Below are 15,768 nucleotides of genomic sequence, written 5' to 3'. Positions count from 1 at the left end.
GTGGGCGCCGGTCACCCCTCCCAGGCCGAGTGCCGAAGGGGGGTCCGCGCGGCTCTCGCGGGACTGCCCGCGGGCTCGCTGGCGCTCGCCGCGGTGAGCGGGGGAGCCGACTCCCTCGCGCTCGCCGCCGCTCTGGCGGCCGAGGCGCCGGCGCACGACGTCACCGCGGGCGCGATCATCGTCGACCACCAGCTGCAGGAGGAGTCCGCCGACGTCGCGCTCCTCGCGGCCCAGCACTGCGCCGACCTCGGGCTCGGGCCGGTCGCCGTGGTCCCGACACTCGTCACCGCGAGCGGCGAGGGCCTCGAGGCGGCCGCGCGCGAGGCGCGCTACGCGGCTCTCGCCGAGACCGCGGCCGCGATGGGTGAGGACCACCCCGCCCACCTCGTGCTCCTCGGGCACACCCGCGACGACCAGGCCGAGCAGGTGCTGCTCGGGCTCGCCCGCGGCTCCGGTGCGCGGTCCCTGGCCGGCATGGCCGTGCTCGTGGTCCGGGAGGGGACTCCCTTCGCCCGGCCGCTGCTGCACCTGCCGCGCGCCACGACCCGGCAGGCCTGTCAGGAGTGGGGCCTCACGCCGTGGGAGGACCCGATGAACTCCGACCGCGCCTACGCCCGGGTGCGCGCGCGGCAGGCGCTCGCCGACCTCGAGGGCGACCTCGGGCCCGGCATCGCCGAGGCGCTGGTCCGCAGCGCCGACCTGCTGCGCGACGACGCCGACCTGCTCGACGACCTCGCTGAGCGGGCCACGCCCGACGACGACCCGGCCGGGGTGCCGGTGGGGGAGCTCGCGGAGCTGGCCCCCGCCCTTCGCTCCCGGGTCTGGCGGCGCCTGCTGCTGCGCTCCGGGGCGCCGGCAGGAGACCTGACGGCCGGTCACGTCGCCGCCTGCGACTGGCTCGTCACCGACTGGCACGGCCAGGGACCACTCCACCTGCCCGGCGACCTGAGGGTGCGCCGAGACCGCGACCGGGTGCACATCGCACGTGCACCTGGTGGACAATGAGAGCCGCCCGACCCGAGCAAGGAGAGCTGTGGACTCCAAGGACATCCAGGACGACCTCGTCGAGGTGCTCCTCACCGAAGAGCAGATCCAGACCCGACTCGGCAAGCTCGCCGCCGAGGTGTGGGAGTACTACCAGGACAAGGACGTGCTCCTCGTCGGCGTGCTCAAGGGCGCGGTCATGGTCATGGCCGACTTCATGCGCCACCTGCCCGGCTCCGCCCCGATGGACTGGATGGCGGTCAGCTCCTACGGCTCCGGCACCAAGTCCTCGGGCGTCGTGCGCATCCTCAAGGACCTCGACGCCGACATCACCGACAAGCACGTGCTCATCGTCGAGGACATCATCGACTCCGGCCTGACGCTGTCGTGGATCCGCGCCAACCTCGAGTCCCGCTCGCCGGCCTCCGTCGAGATCCTCACCCTGCTGCGCAAGCCCGACGCCGCCAAGGTCGAGATCGACACCCGCTGGGTCGGCTTCGACATCGCCAACGAGTTCGTCGTCGGCTACGGCCTCGACTTCGCCGAGGGCTACCGCAACCTGCGCGACGTCGCGACGCTCGCGCCGCACGTCTACTCGTAGCGGGGCGCGGGGTCTCGAGGCTCGTCGCTGCGCTCCTCGCACCTCGACCACCGATGTGTCGCTGCGCTCCTCGCAGCTCGACCACCGATGCGTCGCTGCGCTCCTCGAAGCTCGACCACCGGGAGGGGCCGGGAACACCGGGGGATGGGTGGTCGTTGGCCAGATAGCCGCTGGTGGGCGGCGGTCAGGTAGTTTCGTCCTGATTGCCCCGGCCCTGCCGGTGGCCGCCACGTCGTCGAGTCAGGAAGTCCGGGAAGCCCCCGTACCCGTATGAACGCCAAGAAGATCTTCCGTGCCCCCGCCTTCTGGGCGCTGCTGCTCATCGCAGTCTTCGTCCTGATGTTCACCACCCGTGGTGGCGGGGACTACGCGCGGGTGGACACCTCCGCCGCCGAAAAGCTCGTCACCGACGGCAAGGTGGACAAGGCCCACTTCACGACCGACAACCTGCTGCAGCTCGACCTCAAGGAGGGCGAGACCTACTCCGACGGCGAGGCGGTCAAGGACGCCGACAAGGTCGAGACCGAGTTCATCGACGCCCGCGCCTCGCACATGCTCGACATCGTCGAGGACAACGTCGACGGCGTGCAGAACGACACCGTCGAGACCCCGAGCGTGTGGTCGAGCCTGCTGCTCTCGCTCCTGCCGCTCCTGCTGCTCGTCGCCCTCTTCTGGTTCATCATCAGCCAGGCCCAGGGCGGCGGCTCCAAGGTCATGCAGTTCGGCAAGTCCAAGGCCAAGCTCGCGACCAAGGACACCCCCAAGGTGACCTTCGCCGACGTCGCCGGTGCCGACGAGGCGGTCGAGGAGCTGCACGAGATCGTCGAGTTCCTGCGCGACTCCGGCAAGTTCCTCGCCGTCGGCGCCAAGATCCCCAAGGGCGTGCTGCTCTACGGCCAGCCCGGTACCGGTAAGACGCTGCTCGCGCGCGCCGTGGCCGGCGAGGCGGGCGTGCCCTTCTACTCGATCTCCGGCTCGGACTTCGTCGAGATGTTCGTCGGTGTCGGTGCCAGCCGGGTGCGCGACCTCTTCGAGCAGGCCAAGGCCAACCAGCCGGCGATCATCTTCGTCGACGAGATCGACGCCGTCGGTCGTCACCGTGGCGCCGGTCTCGGCGGTGGTCACGACGAGCGCGAGCAGACGCTCAACCAGCTGCTCGTCGAGATGGACGGCTTCGACGTCAAGACCAATGTCATCCTCATCGCGGCGACCAACCGCCCCGACATCCTCGACCCGGCGCTGCTGCGCCCGGGCCGCTTCGACCGCCAGATCGCCGTCGAGAATCCCGACATGCTCGGCCGGCACCGCATCCTCGAGGTGCACGCCGCCGGCAAGCCGATGGCTCCCGGTGTCGACCTGCTCGCCGTCGCCCGCCGTACCCCGGGCATGACCGGTGCCGACCTGGCCAACGTGCTCAACGAGGCGGCGCTGCTCACCGCGCGCTCGGACAAGCAGTTCATCGACGACGCGATCCTCGACGAGGCCATCGACCGGGTCATCGCCGGCCCGCAGAAGCGCACCCGGATCATGAGCGCGCAGGAGCGCAAGATCACCGCCTACCACGAGGGCGGGCACGCGCTCGTCGCCGCGGCGATGAACCACACCGACCCGGTCACCAAGATCACGATCCTGCCGCGTGGCCGGGCCCTCGGCTACACGATGGTGCTGCCCGTCGACGACAAGTACTCGACGACCCGCAACGAGATCCTCGACCAGCTCGCCTACGCCCTCGGTGGCCGCGTCGCGGAGGAGATCATCTTCCACGACCCGTCGACCGGTGCGTCCAACGACATCGAGAAGGCGACGTCGATGGCCCGCAAGATGGTCACCGAGTTCGGCATGAGCGAGCGCATCGGCGCGGTCAAGCTCGGCCAGTCCCAGGGCGAGGTCTTCCTCGGCCGCGACATGGGCCACCAGCGCGACTACTCCGAGAACATCGCCGCCATCGTCGACGAGGAGGTGCGCCGCTTCATCGAGGACGCCCACGACGAGGCCTGGCACGCGCTCAACGACAACCGCGACATCCTCGACCGCCTCGTCCTCGAGCTGCTCGAGCACGAGACGCTCAACGCCAAGGAGCTCGCCGAGATCTTCGCCGACGTGCGCAAGCGCCCGGTCCGCCCGACGTGGCTGAGCAGCGAGCACCGCACGATCTCGACGATCCCGCCGGTGCTCACCCCCGCGGAGCAGGAGGCCGTGCGCAAGCGCGAGGCCGAGCAGGGCGCCCCGGTGACGGTGCCCTCGAGCGTCGAGCGCGAGGCAGCGCACGGTGAGGCGAGCCAGGGTGACGCTCGGGTGACCGACGCGATCGACCGGGCGGCCCAGGAGGGCGCGAGCCCCTATGCCGAGGACCCGACGACCGAGATCCGTCAGGCGCCGCCGGCCGACCGCGCGGACGGCGACGGGCCCGCCTGAGCCATGACCGACGTCGACCTGCCGCGCATCGAGGCAGCCGTCCGCGAGATCCTGCTCGCGGTGGGAGAGGACCCCGACCGCGACGGTCTCGTCGACACCCCGGGTCGGGTGGCGCGCGCCTACGCCGAGGTCTTCTCCGGGCTGCACGTGGACCCCGCCGAGCTGCTCGCGACGACCTTCGACATCGACCACGGCGAGCTCGTGATCGTCCGTGACATCCCGCTGTACTCGACCTGCGAGCACCATCTCGTGCCCTTCCACGGCGTCGCCCACGTGGGCTACCTGCCCGGCAGCAGCGGCAAGGTGACCGGCCTGTCGAAGATCGCGCGTCTCGTCGACCTCTTCGCCAAGCGGCCCCAGGTGCAGGAGCGACTCACCACGCAGGTCGCCGACGCACTCGTCGAGCACCTCGACGTCGGTGGCGTCATCGTCGTCGTCGAGGCCGAGCACCTGTGCATGTCGATGCGTGGGGTGCGCAAGCCCGGCGCGACGACCATCACCTCCGCCGTGCGCGGCCAGCTGCGCGACGCGACGACCCGCGCCGAGGCGATGGCTCTGCTCACCGGGGCCGCCCGGTGACCCACCCGGTCCTCGCGCACCTCGCGGCGGCCGCTGACCGGCCGGGCCCGGTCGTCATGGGCGTCGTCAACGTCACGCCCGACTCCTTCAGCGACGGCGGCCGGTGGATCGAGACCGATGCGGCCCTGGCCCACGCCCGGGCACTCGTCGCCGAGGGGGCGCTCGTCGTCGACGTCGGTGGTGAGTCCACCCGCCCCGGCGCGACCCGCCCCTCCCTCGACGAGGAGCTGCGCCGCGTGGTGCCGGTCGTCGAGGCCCTGGCCGCCGAGGGTGTCGTCGTCTCCGTCGACACGATGCGTGCCGAGGTGGCCCGGGAGGCCCTCGCCGTCGGTGGCGCGATCATCAACGACGTGAGCGGCGGACTGGCCGACCCCCAGATGCCGGCCCTCGTCGCCGAGAGCGGGGCTCCCTTCGTCGTCATGCACTGGCGCGGGCACGCCCACGACATGCAGACGCGGGCGCACTACGACGACGTCGTCGCCGAGGTGTGCGCCGAGCTCCTCGAGCGGGTCGACGTGCTGCTCGCCGCGGGGGCGCAGCGCGGGCAGCTCGTCCTCGACCCCGGGATCGGCTTCGCCAAGACGGCCGAGCACAACTGGGCGCTCCTCGCCGGGCTCGAGCGGGTCGTCGACCTCGGGCTGCCGGTGCTGCTCGGCACCTCGCGCAAGGGATTCCTCGGCAAGGTCGGGCGGGCCGAGGGCGACGAACGCCCCCTCGACGCCCGTGCCGTCGTCACCGCCGCCACGAGCGCCCGTGCCGCCCGCGCCGGGGTGTGGTGCGTGCGGGTCCACGACGTCACCGCGACGGTCGACGCGATCGACGTCGCGGCTGCTCTGGGTGAGGTCCCTTCGAGGCTCGGCCGCGGGCGGCCTCGCACCTCAGGGAGCGAAGGGGATGGGCTCGGCCGCGGGCGGCCTCGCACCTCAGGGAGCGACCAGTGAGGGACCGGATCAGCCTGCTCGGAGTGCGCGCCCGCGGCTTCCACGGCGTCCTGCCTGACGAGAAGCGCGACGGGCAGGACTTCGTGGTCGACGTCGTGCTCCACCTCGACCTCGCGCCGGCCGGCGCCAGTGATGACCTCGACCGCACGGTCAGCTACGCCGAGGTCGGTGCCGACGTCGTCGCCCGGATCGAGGGTCCCTCGCTCGACCTCATCGAGTCCCTGGCCGAGCAGATCGCCGGTGACGCGCTCGCACGCCCGGTCGTGCGGGCCGTCGACGTCACCGTCCACAAGCCGTCCGCGCCGGTCGGAGTGCCCTTCGGGGACGTCAGCGTGAGCGTCCACCGTCGTCGCGAGGTGCCGGTCGTCATCGCCCTGGGCGCCAACCTCGGCGACGCCGCCCGCACCCTGCAGGCCGCCGTCGACGACCTCGGCGACGCCGTGCACGGGGTGCGGCGGGCTCCCTTCGTCACGACGGAGCCGGTCGGGGGCCCGGACCAGCCGCGCTACACCAACTCCGTGCTCGTCGCCACGACGTCGTTGTCGCCGGGCAAGCTGCTCGCGCGACTCCATGCCGTCGAGGCCCGGCACGGGCGGGTCCGCGAGGTCCGGTGGGGCGCGCGCACGCTCGACCTCGACCTCGTGCAGTACGGCGACCCCCGCGACGGCAGCGACGTCGTGAGCGATGCTCCCGAGCTGACCCTGCCGCACCCGCGCGCGCACGAGCGGGGCTTCGTCCTGCAGCCGTGGTCGCGCGTCGACCCGGAGGCTGTCCTGCGCGTCGGCGGCGCGACCCGTCGGGTCGCCGACCTGCTCGCCGAGGTCGACACCGACGACATCGAGGACCTGTGATGCTCGATCGCGGACTGCGCCTGCCGACCGTCCTGGGGGTCCTCGCGGTCGCCGGCGTCCTCAGCTGGGGCTTCGGCCGCTGGTGGATCTCCGGTGGCCACTCCCCGCTGCGGGTCGGGTGGTTCACCGGTGTGCTGCTGCTCGGCATGGCCGCCGTCGTCGTCGTGACGGGGCGCCGCATGTGGCGGATGCGCCACGGTCGCGCCCACGTCGGCCCGATCGTCGCCGAGCGGATCCTGCGGCTGGCCCAGGCCAGCGCCATCACGGGCGCCGTCGTCGCCGGTCTCTACCTCGGTCAGGCCCTCGCCCTGGCACCGGACATCGGCTATGCGGGGCGCGGTGAGCTCGCGCTGGCCTGGTCGGTGGCGGGCCTCGGGGCGATCGCCCTCCTCGCAGCCGGCATGGTCGTGCAGTGGTGGTGTCGCGTCGACGACGATGACGACGAGGAGTCGGAGGGCTCTTCGCTCAGCTGACCATCTGGTCGGCCCACACCACCCAGTTGCCCTCGTAGTGGCCCTGGTTGATCGGGGTCTCCGGGTCACAGGTGATCAGGCGCAGCACAGGGTTGGGGTTGTCCCAGTCCCAGATCGAGTCGTCCTGCGGCACGCCCTTCTTCGAGGCGGGCTCCGACTTGGTGATCTTGAACTTCACGGTCCGACCCGACCCGTAGGTGACGGTGACGACGTCGCCGATCTTGACTCGGGGCAGGTTCCAGAAGACGTCGGGGTTGCTGCCGTGGTTGATGTGGCCGACGAGGATGCTCGCGCCCTGATAGCCCGGTTTGGGCCAGCCCGGCTCGGCGTACCAGCCCGCGGTGCCGAAGGGGGGAGCCAGCACCTTTTCGGAGTCGAGCAGCGTCGCCTCGAGGCTGGCGTCGACGATGTCGCGACCGCCGGAGCGAACCTGCACGCGTGTGGGGCTGCCGGCCGGCGCCTCCACAGAGCCCTGCTCGCTCGAGGGTGAGGCGTCGCTGCGCTGTGCTGCGGCGGAGGGGCTCGACGAGGAGGACGAGGAGCTCGAGCGCTGGCTCGTCGAGGACGAGCTCTCCGGCTGGCGTGAGGGCTCGGTGATCTCGCTCGGCGGGACATAGGTGCCGACCGGCAGCGCGGACGGATCGTCGTCGCGTTGCGTCCACCAGGCACCAGCGGCTGCGCCACCCCCGATGAAGAGCGCCACGGCGGCGGCGATGAGCCACGTCGTGCGCCGGTACTGCTTGCGTTCGCGCCACTTCTGTCGTCGCGTCGGCGGAGTCGTCACACGGTCCTCCCATGTCATGTGTCGGCTGTCGAGGTCAACGTCCGGGGGGCACACGGAGTTCCCCCTGGGGACAACGGTACGGGCCGCCGGGTGGGAAGTGGATCCCGACCCGACGGCCCGTGCCGTCTGTCACTGACTCAGGTCAGTGATGGTGCCTCAGTGCTGGGCGCTCTGGCGGCGACGCGCCAGGACGAGCGTGCCGGCGCCGGCGCCGGCGAGGAGGGCCCCACCGAGGAGGAACGCGGCGCTGTTGGTGCCGGCCGGCTCCTGGACTCGCTGGAAGCCGTCGGTCTGGACGACGCCCGGGGTCTCGGGACCCTTTGAGCCGTTGTCGTCACCCTTGCCGTCGTTGTTGCCCTTGCCGTCGCCCTTGTCGTCACCGGGGCTCGTGGTGGAGCCGCCGTTGTCGTCGGGGTTGACCCACGGGGCGTAGTACTCGACATTGCAGCCGCCGGCGACCGAGCCGTCGTTGCCGTTGGCGTCGATGCAGTCCTCGGAGACGAGGCGGACGTAGTCAGTGCCCTCGGCGAAGGGGAAGTCGCGGGTGTTGGACCCCTCGGAGACATTCCACTCGATGGTGCGCAGGACGTTCTTGTCGCCGTCGAGCAGGAGGACGCTGATCACGCCGTCCTGGTCAGCGGTGCCCTCGACCGTGAAGCTCTTGCCGTCCTCGGTGATCGGGAGGCTGTCGGGCTCGATGAACCAGTCGTTGACCTCGGGGGCCGCCGTCGTGGAGGACGAGGTGGACGAGGGCGCCGACGTCGTGGAGGTGGCGGACGGCTCGGACGTGGTCGTCGAGGTCGGCTCGGACGTGGTCGTCGAGGTCGGCTCGGACGTCGTGGTGGAGGTCGAGGTCGGCTCGGACGTCGTGGTCGGCTCGGAGGTCGTCGGCTCCGAGGTGGTGGGCTCGGAGGTCGTCGGCTCCGAGGTCGTCGGCTCCGAGGTCGTCGGCTCGGAGGTGGTGGGCTCGGAGGTGGTGGGCTCGGAGGTGGCGTCGCCGACGGTGATCGTGCCGACGGTTGCGTCAGCGGGAGCGGTGCACGCGAGATTGAGGACGAAGCCTGTGTCGGTCGTGAGCGCCGCGGTGAAGTCGCCGGCGGTGATGTCGAGCTCGGTGTCCTCCATGGGGGCGACCTCGTCAGCACCTGCGCCGGTGGCGACGACCGTGACGTCACCCGTGGTCGGCACGTCAACCTTGGCGACACTCAACGTGGAGTTGCGCTCGGTGTCGCCGAAGGCGTACTTGGCGTCGGCGGTGCCCTCCAGGGACTTGATGTTGAGGCTGCGCATGCGCTCGTGCGCATCGGCACCCGGGGTAACTTCGGCCGTGATGCTTGGCGCCGTGACAGCGGCTCCCTGCTCGTAGGTCTCGTCGACGCCGAGGGTGAAGGCGACCTTCCACGGGTCCTCGAACTGGATCCCCAGGTCCGAGACTGCGCAGCTGTATGCGAGCTCCCCTGTGACGTCGGCATTGGCCGGGACGCTGACGGCGATGCCGGCCAACCCCAGTCCCGTGACGAGTGCGGCACCCGCGGACAGGCGGGCGGTGAGGCGCTTGGCCATGTGAGTTCTCTCCCCTAGTCGTGATGCCCCCGGTGCGAGGCACCTTCCCGCCGAAACTTACCGGCCGCTGAGAGCCCTCACAACCCTTTCCCAGCCACGTATCACCGACCGGTCACAGGGCAGGGGCGGCCAGAAAGGCGGGCGCGAGGGGCGGAGTCGAGGTCCTCGGACGACGGCGAAGCGCCCCGGGGAGCCTCCCCGGGGCGCTGCGTCAGACGCGTGGAGCGCGGTCAGTGCTGCGCGGCCTTGCGGCGCGCGACGACCACGGTCGAGGCGCCGGCACCGGCGAGCAGGAGCCCGCCGAGAGCGATGGCCGTGGGGCTCGTCAGTGCCGACCCGGCGGTGACGCCGTCGGTCTGCACCACACCGGGCACCTCGGGCTCACCGGCGTCGCCGGACCCGGCGCCCGCGTCGTCGCCGGCGTCGTCACCGGAGCCGGTGTCGTCGGCGGGCGGCTCCTCGGTGTCGTCGGCCGGCGGGTCGCTCGGCTCCTCCGGCTCGGCCGGCGGGTCGCTCGGCTCCTCCGGCTCGGCCGGCTCCTCGGGCTCCTCGGCGGGCGGCTCCGCGTCGCCGACGGCGACGGTGCCGACCGTCGCGTCCTCGGGAGCGGTGCACTCGATCTGGAAGATGAAGCCGTCCTGGTTCTCGAGCTGGGCGGTGAAGTCGCCGGCCGTGATCGGGACGTTGACGTCCTCGGCCGGGGCGGTCTCCTCCGTGCTCTCGCCGGTGGCGTCCACCGAGACGGTGCCGGTGGCGGGCACGTCCGTCTTCGGGACGGTGAGGGCCACGTCGCGGGCGGTCCCCCCTTCGCCGAAGGTGTAGGTCGTCTCGGCCGTGCCCTCGAGGGAGGTCACGCCCAGGCCCTGCATCGTCTCCGTTGCGTCGGCGCCGGGGGTGACGGTCGCGGTGACGGCGCCGGCCGGGATCGTCTCGCCCTGCTCGACGGCCTCCGGCACGTCGAGGGTCAGGTCGACGGTCCACGGGTCGGTGAACTGGATGTTCTGCCCGACCTCCTCGCAGGTGTACTCGAGGCTGCCGGTGACCTCCGCCGAGGCGGGCGCCGCGGTGGCGACCCCCATCAGGCCGAGCCCGGTGACGAGGGCGGCGCCCGCGGAGGCGCGGGTGGTGAAGTTGGTCATGGAGTTCCCCATCTTCGGTGGTCACGCCCCCGAGACCGGGGGCGCGGTCGTCCCGGCAACCTACCCGCGGGTAGCAAAGGGTGCCACCGGAGTGGGGAGGGGTGTGGGTGGGGTCACGTTCCGGGCGCGGACGGCGCCGCATCGCCCGCGGCGGGGCTACTTGTCGACGTCGCCGACGACGAAGAACATCGAGCCGAGCACCGAGACCATGTCGGCGACGAGGCAGCCCGGGAGCAACTCGGCGAGCACCTGGACGTTGTTGAAGGAGGCCGAGCGCAGCTTGAGCCGCCACGGCGTCTTCTCCCCGCGGGAGACGAGGTGGTAGCCGTTGAGGCCCAACGGATTTTCGGTGGCGGTGTAGCGCTCGCCCTCGGGCACCTTGAGCACCTTGGGCAGGCGCTGGTTGATCGGGCCGCGCGGCAGGGACCGGAGTCGCTCGACGCAGGCGTCGGCCAGGTCGAGGCTGACGTGCGTCTGCTCGAGCAGGACCTCGAGTCGGGCGAGCGAGTCGCCGGCGGTCCGCGTGACGACCCGGCCGGGCCCGCCGCCGCCGAAGAGCTCGCCGTAGGCGAGGTAGGGGGCGTCGCGTCTCAGGTCGAGGTCGACGCCGCTGGCCCGGGCGATCGGCCCGGAGACCCCGTAGGCCTCGGCGAGCGAAGGGGGGAGCACCCCGATCCCGCGGGTGCGGGCCTCGAGGATCTCGTTGCCGACGAGCATCGCCTCGAGCTGCGGCATGCGCGCGCGGACCGCCGCGACGGCGGCGGTGACGCGGTCGAGCCACCCGGCGGGCAGGTCCTCCTTGAGGCCGCCGACGCGGTTGAACATGAAGTGCATCCGGCCGCCGGAGATCTCCTCCATGACCGCCTGGATCTCCTCGCGCTCGCGGAAGGAGTAGAAGATCGGGGTCATCGCCCCGAGCTCGAGCGGGTAGGAGCCGAGGAACATCAGGTGGTTGAGCACGCGGTTGAGCTCGGCGAGGAGGGTCCGGGTCCACGTCGCGCGCTCGGGGACCTCCATGCCGAGCATCGCCTCGACGCCGAGGACGACGCCGAGCTCGTTGCCGAAGGCGGAGAGCCAGTCGTGCCGGTTGGCCAGGACGGTGATCTGGCGGTAGTCGCGCACCTCGAAGAGCTTTTCGGCGCCGCGGTGCATGTAGCCGACGACCGGGTCGGCGGAGATGATGCGCTCGCCGTCGAGGGCGACCCGCAGCCGCAGCACCCCGTGGGTGGCCGGGTGCTGGGGGCCGATGTTGAGCACCATGTCGGCACTGCCGAGCGACCCGTCGCCGACCCCGACGTCGAGGGTCCGGGTGCCGGAGGTGCCCGGGGTGCTCGTCATGCCCGCCAGTATGCGTCAGGTGCGGTGATGCCGTGCGGTTTTGGCACCATGGGCGGGTGCCGATGTCCCGACGAGCGCGACGCCTGGGCGCGGGGCTGACCGTCCTCGCGCTCGCTGCGGCGACCCTCGGCGCCTGCACCGACGAGGCGCCCTACCGCGCCGAGGGGACGGCCGCGGTCGAGGGCACGGCGGTGCTCGACCCGTGGTTCGAGGCGGTCAAGGGAGACGGTGACGACGCGGCCGACATCGTGGTCCTCGGCGACTCCGTGAGCGAGGGCGCTGGCATGAGCACCGATCTCGAGCGTCGCTGGGTCGATCGGCTCCAGGCGAAGCTGCGCCAGCGCTCGGGCACCGCGGACTGCCCGACCGGCCCGGGCGGCTGGCACGGGACCACCTCGCTCGTGCCCGCGACCTATCGCGCCGGCACGCTGCCCGACCCCGTGGTGCGGGGCCGCGCGACCCTGACCCCGACGCTGGGCCCCGGCGGCCGGGGCGTCGGGCTCGAGCCGGGCGCGAGCGTCTCGTGGCGGGTCGAGGCGGAGTCGGTGGACATCGGCTACCGCACCCGCTTCAGCGGTGGGCCCTTCCAGGTGCGCATCGACGGCGAGATCCCGCTCGAGGGTCTCGCCGTGCCGAGCGACGCCGACGGGGGAGCCGAGCGACGTACCTGGTCCTCGGGCGACCTCGGTCCGGGCACGCACACGGTCACCGTCGTCAATGACCAGCCGCGCCGCACGGGGCGTCGGGCCGTCATCACCGACCTCATGCCCTATCGCGGCGACCGCGACCGGTGCGTGCACGTGCTCGACTCGTCGCGGGCCGGCGTGCGGGCCTCGACGGTCGCGCAGACCCCGGCCTACCTGCGCGACGCGCTGTCGCTGGACCCCGACCTGCTTCTCGTGCCGCTCGGGTTCAACGACCAGCGGGCCGGGCACTCCGCGAGGCAGTTCGGCGAGAGCCTCGACGGGATCATCCGGCAGAGCCGCGCGATGGGCTACGAGGGGCCGATCCTCGTCGTCGGGTGGTTCCCGCCGGACCCGGTGGCCGGTCAGGCCGACTGGGGTAACTACCTGTCGGCGATGCGGGGACGCACCCGGCACGAGGGCGTGAGCTTCATCGACCTCTCGCCGGTGCTGCCGGCGGCCGACCCGGAGTCGAGCTACTTCCTCGACGGGCTGCACCCCTCGGCGCGGGCGCAGCCGCTCATGGCCGAGGCCCTCGCCGACGTGCTCACCCCGCCGCCGGACGGGACGCCGACCTCGCCGTCGTCCGCGGCGACGAGCGACACGTCACCCGACCCGTCGCAGCGCCCACAGGAACCCTCCGGGACCCCCTGACGTCAGCGCGCTCGCCTGCGACGCGCGGGAGAGTGCTGCCAGGTAGCCGGCCGGGTCGCTGCGGGCCAGGTCGAGCGGTGGCCGGGCGCCGTCGAGCCCCAGCTCGCGCAGCGCCTCCCGCTGGGTGAGCAGCCGGTCGGGGCGAAGGGAGTCCATCGCCACGTGGGCGGTCAGGTCGCACCGACCGTCCGGCACGGGCGCGCAGACCGCGCCGTCGGCGTAGCCGACGAGCGAGCCGGCAGGCGGTCGGTCGTCGCGGGTGTGCCCGTAGTCGACTGCGACGACGAGGCCGGAGCGCACTCGCTCGACGAGCCCGGCGAAGGCGGCGTCCCGCGGGTGGCCCACCTCGACGCGGTCACCGGGGTCGCGGGGCCCGGGCCACCACGCGTCGGCCCACTCGAGGTCGGCGCCGGCGAGCGGCTGCCCGAGGCGCTCGGTGCCGTCCGGCCCGACATGCACCTCGCGCAGCGTGCCGTCGTCATCAACCTCGGCCACCGGGCAGGGGACGACGTCGAGCCACTCGTGGGCGAGGACGAGGGCCTCGCCGAGGTCACCGAGGTCCGGCAGGTGGCGGCCGCCGGGGGAGCGGACCCACTCGACGCGCTGGGCCAGGCCGGCCGGACGGTCCACGACATCGGTGCCCACGAGGCGGATGGCCGGATCGGCCTGTGCGGCAAGGGCTTCGAGCAGCTCGCCGCGACCGCAGGCGACGTCGACGATCGTGGTGAGCGACTCCCTTCGGGCCAGCTCGAGCAGGGCGCCGGCGAGCAGCTCGGCGGCTCCGCCCTGCGCCGACGTCGCGAAGTGGCCGGCCGGTCCCTCCGGCCGCCGGTAGAACCCCCCTTCGCCGTACAGGGCCTCGTGCCATGCCTGCTCCCACGTCCGCTCCACCCGCACGACCCTAGGCAAGGGCGAAGGGGGGATGGGTCCGCGGGTAGCGTCGGGGCCGTGAGCGAGCCAGACCCGAGCGGCGGACGACCGCCAGCCCCTGCCCGGCCGACCCTGCGGGTCGGCGTCGTCGGAGCCGGTCGCGTCGGCGCCGTGCTCGGGGCTGCGCTGCGCGCCGCCGGCCACGAGGTCGTCGCGATCTCGGCGGTCTCCGACGACTCCCGGGAGCGGGCCGAGGCCCTGCTGCCGGGCGTGCCCGTGCGGCCCGTCCCCGAGGTGGTGCAGTCCGCGCAGCTCGTGCTGCTCGCCGTCCCCGACGACGCCCTGACCGACCTCGTCGCCGGCCTGCACTCGACCGGGACCTGGGTGCCGGGGCAGCTCGTGGCCCACACCTCGGGCCGGCACGGTCTGGCTCCCTTCGCGCCGGTCGCCGACGCGCTGCTGCCGATGGCGATCCATCCCGCGATGACCTTCACCGGGACCAGCCTCGACCTGGCGCGGCTGGCCGAGTGCTGCTTCGGCATCACGACGCCGGAGGCGCTGCGGCCGGTCGCCGAGGCGCTCGTCGTCGAGATGGGTGGCGAGCCGGTGTGGGTGCCCGAGGAGGCCCGCGGCCGCTACCACGCCGCTCTCGCGCACGGCAGCAACCATCTCGTCACCCTCGTCGCCCAGGCCATGGAGGTGCTGCGCTCGGCCGGGATCGACCCCGCGGACCGCGTGCTGCGCCCGCTCCTGCAGGCGAGCCTCGACAACGCCCTGTCGTCGGGTGACGCCGCCCTCACCGGACCGGTCGCCCGCGGTGATGCCGGTACCGTGGCCGCGCACCTCGCGGAGCTCGCCGATCTGCCGGAGGACGTCGCCACCGCCTACCGCGCGCAGGCCCGGGCCACCGCCCTTCGTGCGCAGCGCAGCGGCCGACTCCGCGGGGACGACGCCGCCACGATCCTGACCACCCTCGACGAGGAGACCCGATGACCACCGCCCCCGTCGTCGCCCGCACCCGCGACGAGCTCGCACCGGCCCGGGCCGCCCTCACCGACGGCGACGTCGCCGTCGTCATGACCATGGGTGCCCTCCACGAGGGGCACGCGCGACTCATCCGCACCGCCCGCGAGCGGGCGCGGCACGTCGTCGTCACGATCTTCCTCAACCCGCTGCAGTTCGGTCCCAAGGAGGACCTCTCGCGCTACCCGCGCACCTTCGACTCCGACCTGGAGATCTGCACCCGCGAGGGCGTCGACCTCGTCTTCGCGCCGACACCCGATGTCATCTACCCCGACGGTGACCCGGGAGTGCGCATCTCGGCCGGGCCGCTCGGCGACGTCCTCGAGGGGCAGTCGCGCCCGGGGCACTTCGACGGGATGCTCACGGTCGTCGCCAAGCTCATGCACCTCACCCGCGGTGACCTCTTCTATTACGGGCAGAAGGACGCCCAGCAGCTGCTGCTCATCAAGCGGATGGTCCGCGACATCGACTTCCCCGGCAGCGTCGTCGCCGTGCCGACCGTCCGCGAGGAGGACGGTCTGGCGATGAGCAGCCGCAACACCTATCTCTCGCCCAGCGACCGGGAGACCGCGCTCGCGCTCTCCCGCGCCCTGCGTGCCGGCGCCGCCCGCGCCGTCGAGGGCCCCTCGGCGATCCGGCGGGCCGCCCGCGAGGTGCTCATCGAGGAGCCGCTCGCGCTCGTCGACTACCTCGTGCTCGTCCACCCGACGACGCTCGAGGACGTGCCTGAGTGGTACCAGGGCGAGGCCCTGCTCGCCGTCGCGGCCCGGGTCGGCACGACCCGGCTCATCGACAACATCCCGGTGCTCCTGGCGCCCGGGGGAGGTGCGCGCGAGACCTTCGCCGAGTGAGCCTGCGCGCACCGCGCCA

General features: G+C 72.7%; 15 protein-coding genes. 10 read left to right on the top strand and 5 right to left on the bottom strand.

Features of this window, described 5'->3' with window-relative positions; translation table 11 throughout:
- The 7 genes from tilS to B9B60_RS14670 all read left to right on the top strand — a co-directional run bounded on the left by tilS (nt 1) and on the right by B9B60_RS14670 (nt 6,844).
- Nucleotides 1–1,005: a tRNA lysidine(34) synthetase TilS gene (gene tilS / locus B9B60_RS14700; RefSeq protein WP_084452550.1), complete on the top strand. Its 1,005-nt coding sequence runs from the start codon at nt 1–3 to the stop codon at nt 1,003–1,005.
- Between the two features lie 28 nt (nt 1,006–1,033).
- Nucleotides 1,034–1,585 (top strand): hypoxanthine phosphoribosyltransferase, encoded by a 552-nt coding sequence (gene hpt / locus B9B60_RS14695; RefSeq protein WP_084452548.1) that lies wholly within the window; start codon nt 1,034–1,036, stop codon nt 1,583–1,585.
- 270 nt (nt 1,586–1,855) lie between these two features.
- Entirely contained in the window at nt 1,856–4,000 is a 2,145-nt protein-coding gene (gene ftsH, locus B9B60_RS14690) for an ATP-dependent zinc metalloprotease FtsH (RefSeq protein WP_072625459.1), read from the top strand.
- A gap of 3 nt (nt 4,001–4,003) precedes the next feature.
- Nucleotides 4,004–4,579, top strand: a complete 576-nt coding sequence (gene folE, locus B9B60_RS14685) for a GTP cyclohydrolase I FolE (protein ID WP_084452546.1) — start codon at nt 4,004–4,006, stop codon at nt 4,577–4,579.
- The gene (gene folP / locus B9B60_RS14680) at nt 4,576–5,520 is read left to right on the top strand and encodes a dihydropteroate synthase (RefSeq protein WP_234993888.1); all 945 of its coding nucleotides are present in this window, start codon (nt 4,576–4,578) and stop codon (nt 5,518–5,520) included. The genes folE and folP overlap by 4 nt, the downstream gene beginning before the upstream one ends.
- Nucleotides 5,517–6,371, top strand: coding sequence for a 2-amino-4-hydroxy-6-hydroxymethyldihydropteridine diphosphokinase (gene folK, locus B9B60_RS14675; protein WP_084452544.1), 855 nt, complete (start codon nt 5,517–5,519; stop codon nt 6,369–6,371). Before folP ends, folK begins: the two co-directional genes overlap by 4 nt.
- Nucleotides 6,371–6,844: a DUF3180 domain-containing protein gene (locus B9B60_RS14670; protein WP_084452542.1), complete on the top strand. Its 474-nt coding sequence runs from the start codon at nt 6,371–6,373 to the stop codon at nt 6,842–6,844. Before folK ends, B9B60_RS14670 begins: the two co-directional genes overlap by 1 nt.
- Here the strand turns inward: B9B60_RS14670 and B9B60_RS14665 are convergent.
- The 4 genes from B9B60_RS14665 to B9B60_RS14650 all read right to left on the bottom strand — a co-directional run bounded on the left by B9B60_RS14665 (nt 6,837) and on the right by B9B60_RS14650 (nt 11,668).
- Nucleotides 6,837–7,628 (bottom strand): class F sortase, encoded by a 792-nt coding sequence (locus B9B60_RS14665; RefSeq protein ID WP_159451223.1) that lies wholly within the window; start codon nt 7,626–7,628, stop codon nt 6,837–6,839. The two genes, B9B60_RS14670 and B9B60_RS14665, sit on opposite strands and share 8 nt — an antisense overlap.
- Nucleotides 7,629–7,784: 156 nt before the next feature.
- Entirely contained in the window at nt 7,785–9,191 is a 1,407-nt protein-coding gene (locus tag B9B60_RS17235; RefSeq protein ID WP_159451222.1) for a hypothetical protein, read from the bottom strand.
- 230 nt (nt 9,192–9,421) lie between these two features.
- Nucleotides 9,422–10,330: a DUF6801 domain-containing protein gene (locus tag B9B60_RS14655; RefSeq protein ID WP_143445604.1), complete on the bottom strand. Its 909-nt coding sequence runs from the start codon at nt 10,328–10,330 to the stop codon at nt 9,422–9,424.
- A 156-nt stretch (nt 10,331–10,486) separates the two neighbouring features.
- Nucleotides 10,487–11,668: an NADH-quinone oxidoreductase subunit D gene (locus B9B60_RS14650; protein WP_084452536.1), complete on the bottom strand. Its 1,182-nt coding sequence runs from the start codon at nt 11,666–11,668 to the stop codon at nt 10,487–10,489.
- 62 nt (nt 11,669–11,730) lie between these two features.
- Between B9B60_RS14650 and B9B60_RS14645 the strand changes: the two genes are divergently transcribed.
- On the top strand, nt 11,731–13,005 hold the full coding sequence (locus tag B9B60_RS14645; RefSeq protein WP_143445603.1) for an SGNH/GDSL hydrolase family protein: 1,275 nt from the start codon (nt 11,731–11,733) through the stop codon (nt 13,003–13,005).
- Here B9B60_RS14645 and B9B60_RS14640 read toward each other — a convergent pair.
- Complete coding sequence (locus tag B9B60_RS14640) at nt 12,958–13,896, bottom strand: SAM-dependent methyltransferase (protein ID WP_143445602.1); 939 nt, start codon at nt 13,894–13,896, stop codon at nt 12,958–12,960. The genes B9B60_RS14645 and B9B60_RS14640 overlap by 48 nt on opposite strands.
- A 57-nt stretch (nt 13,897–13,953) precedes the next feature.
- Here B9B60_RS14640 and B9B60_RS14635 point away from each other — a divergent pair, with 57 nt between their 5' ends.
- Both B9B60_RS14635 and panC read left to right on the top strand, forming a co-directional pair.
- A complete protein-coding gene (locus tag B9B60_RS14635) occupies nt 13,954–14,868 on the top strand; it encodes a Rossmann-like and DUF2520 domain-containing protein (RefSeq protein ID WP_084452532.1) in 915 nt (304 codons plus the stop codon).
- Entirely contained in the window at nt 14,865–15,749 is an 885-nt protein-coding gene (gene panC / locus B9B60_RS14630; RefSeq protein ID WP_084452530.1) for a pantoate--beta-alanine ligase, read from the top strand. The genes B9B60_RS14635 and panC overlap by 4 nt, the downstream gene beginning before the upstream one ends.
- Nucleotides 15,750–15,768: the final 19 nt, after the last annotated feature.

Origin of the sequence: Janibacter indicus, assembly GCF_900176385.1 — a bacterium.
Classification (GTDB): domain Bacteria; phylum Actinomycetota; class Actinomycetes; order Actinomycetales; family Dermatophilaceae; genus Janibacter; species Janibacter indicus.
Note: the sequence above shows the minus strand (reverse complement) of the source record. Positions and strands in the feature narration are given on the sequence as shown.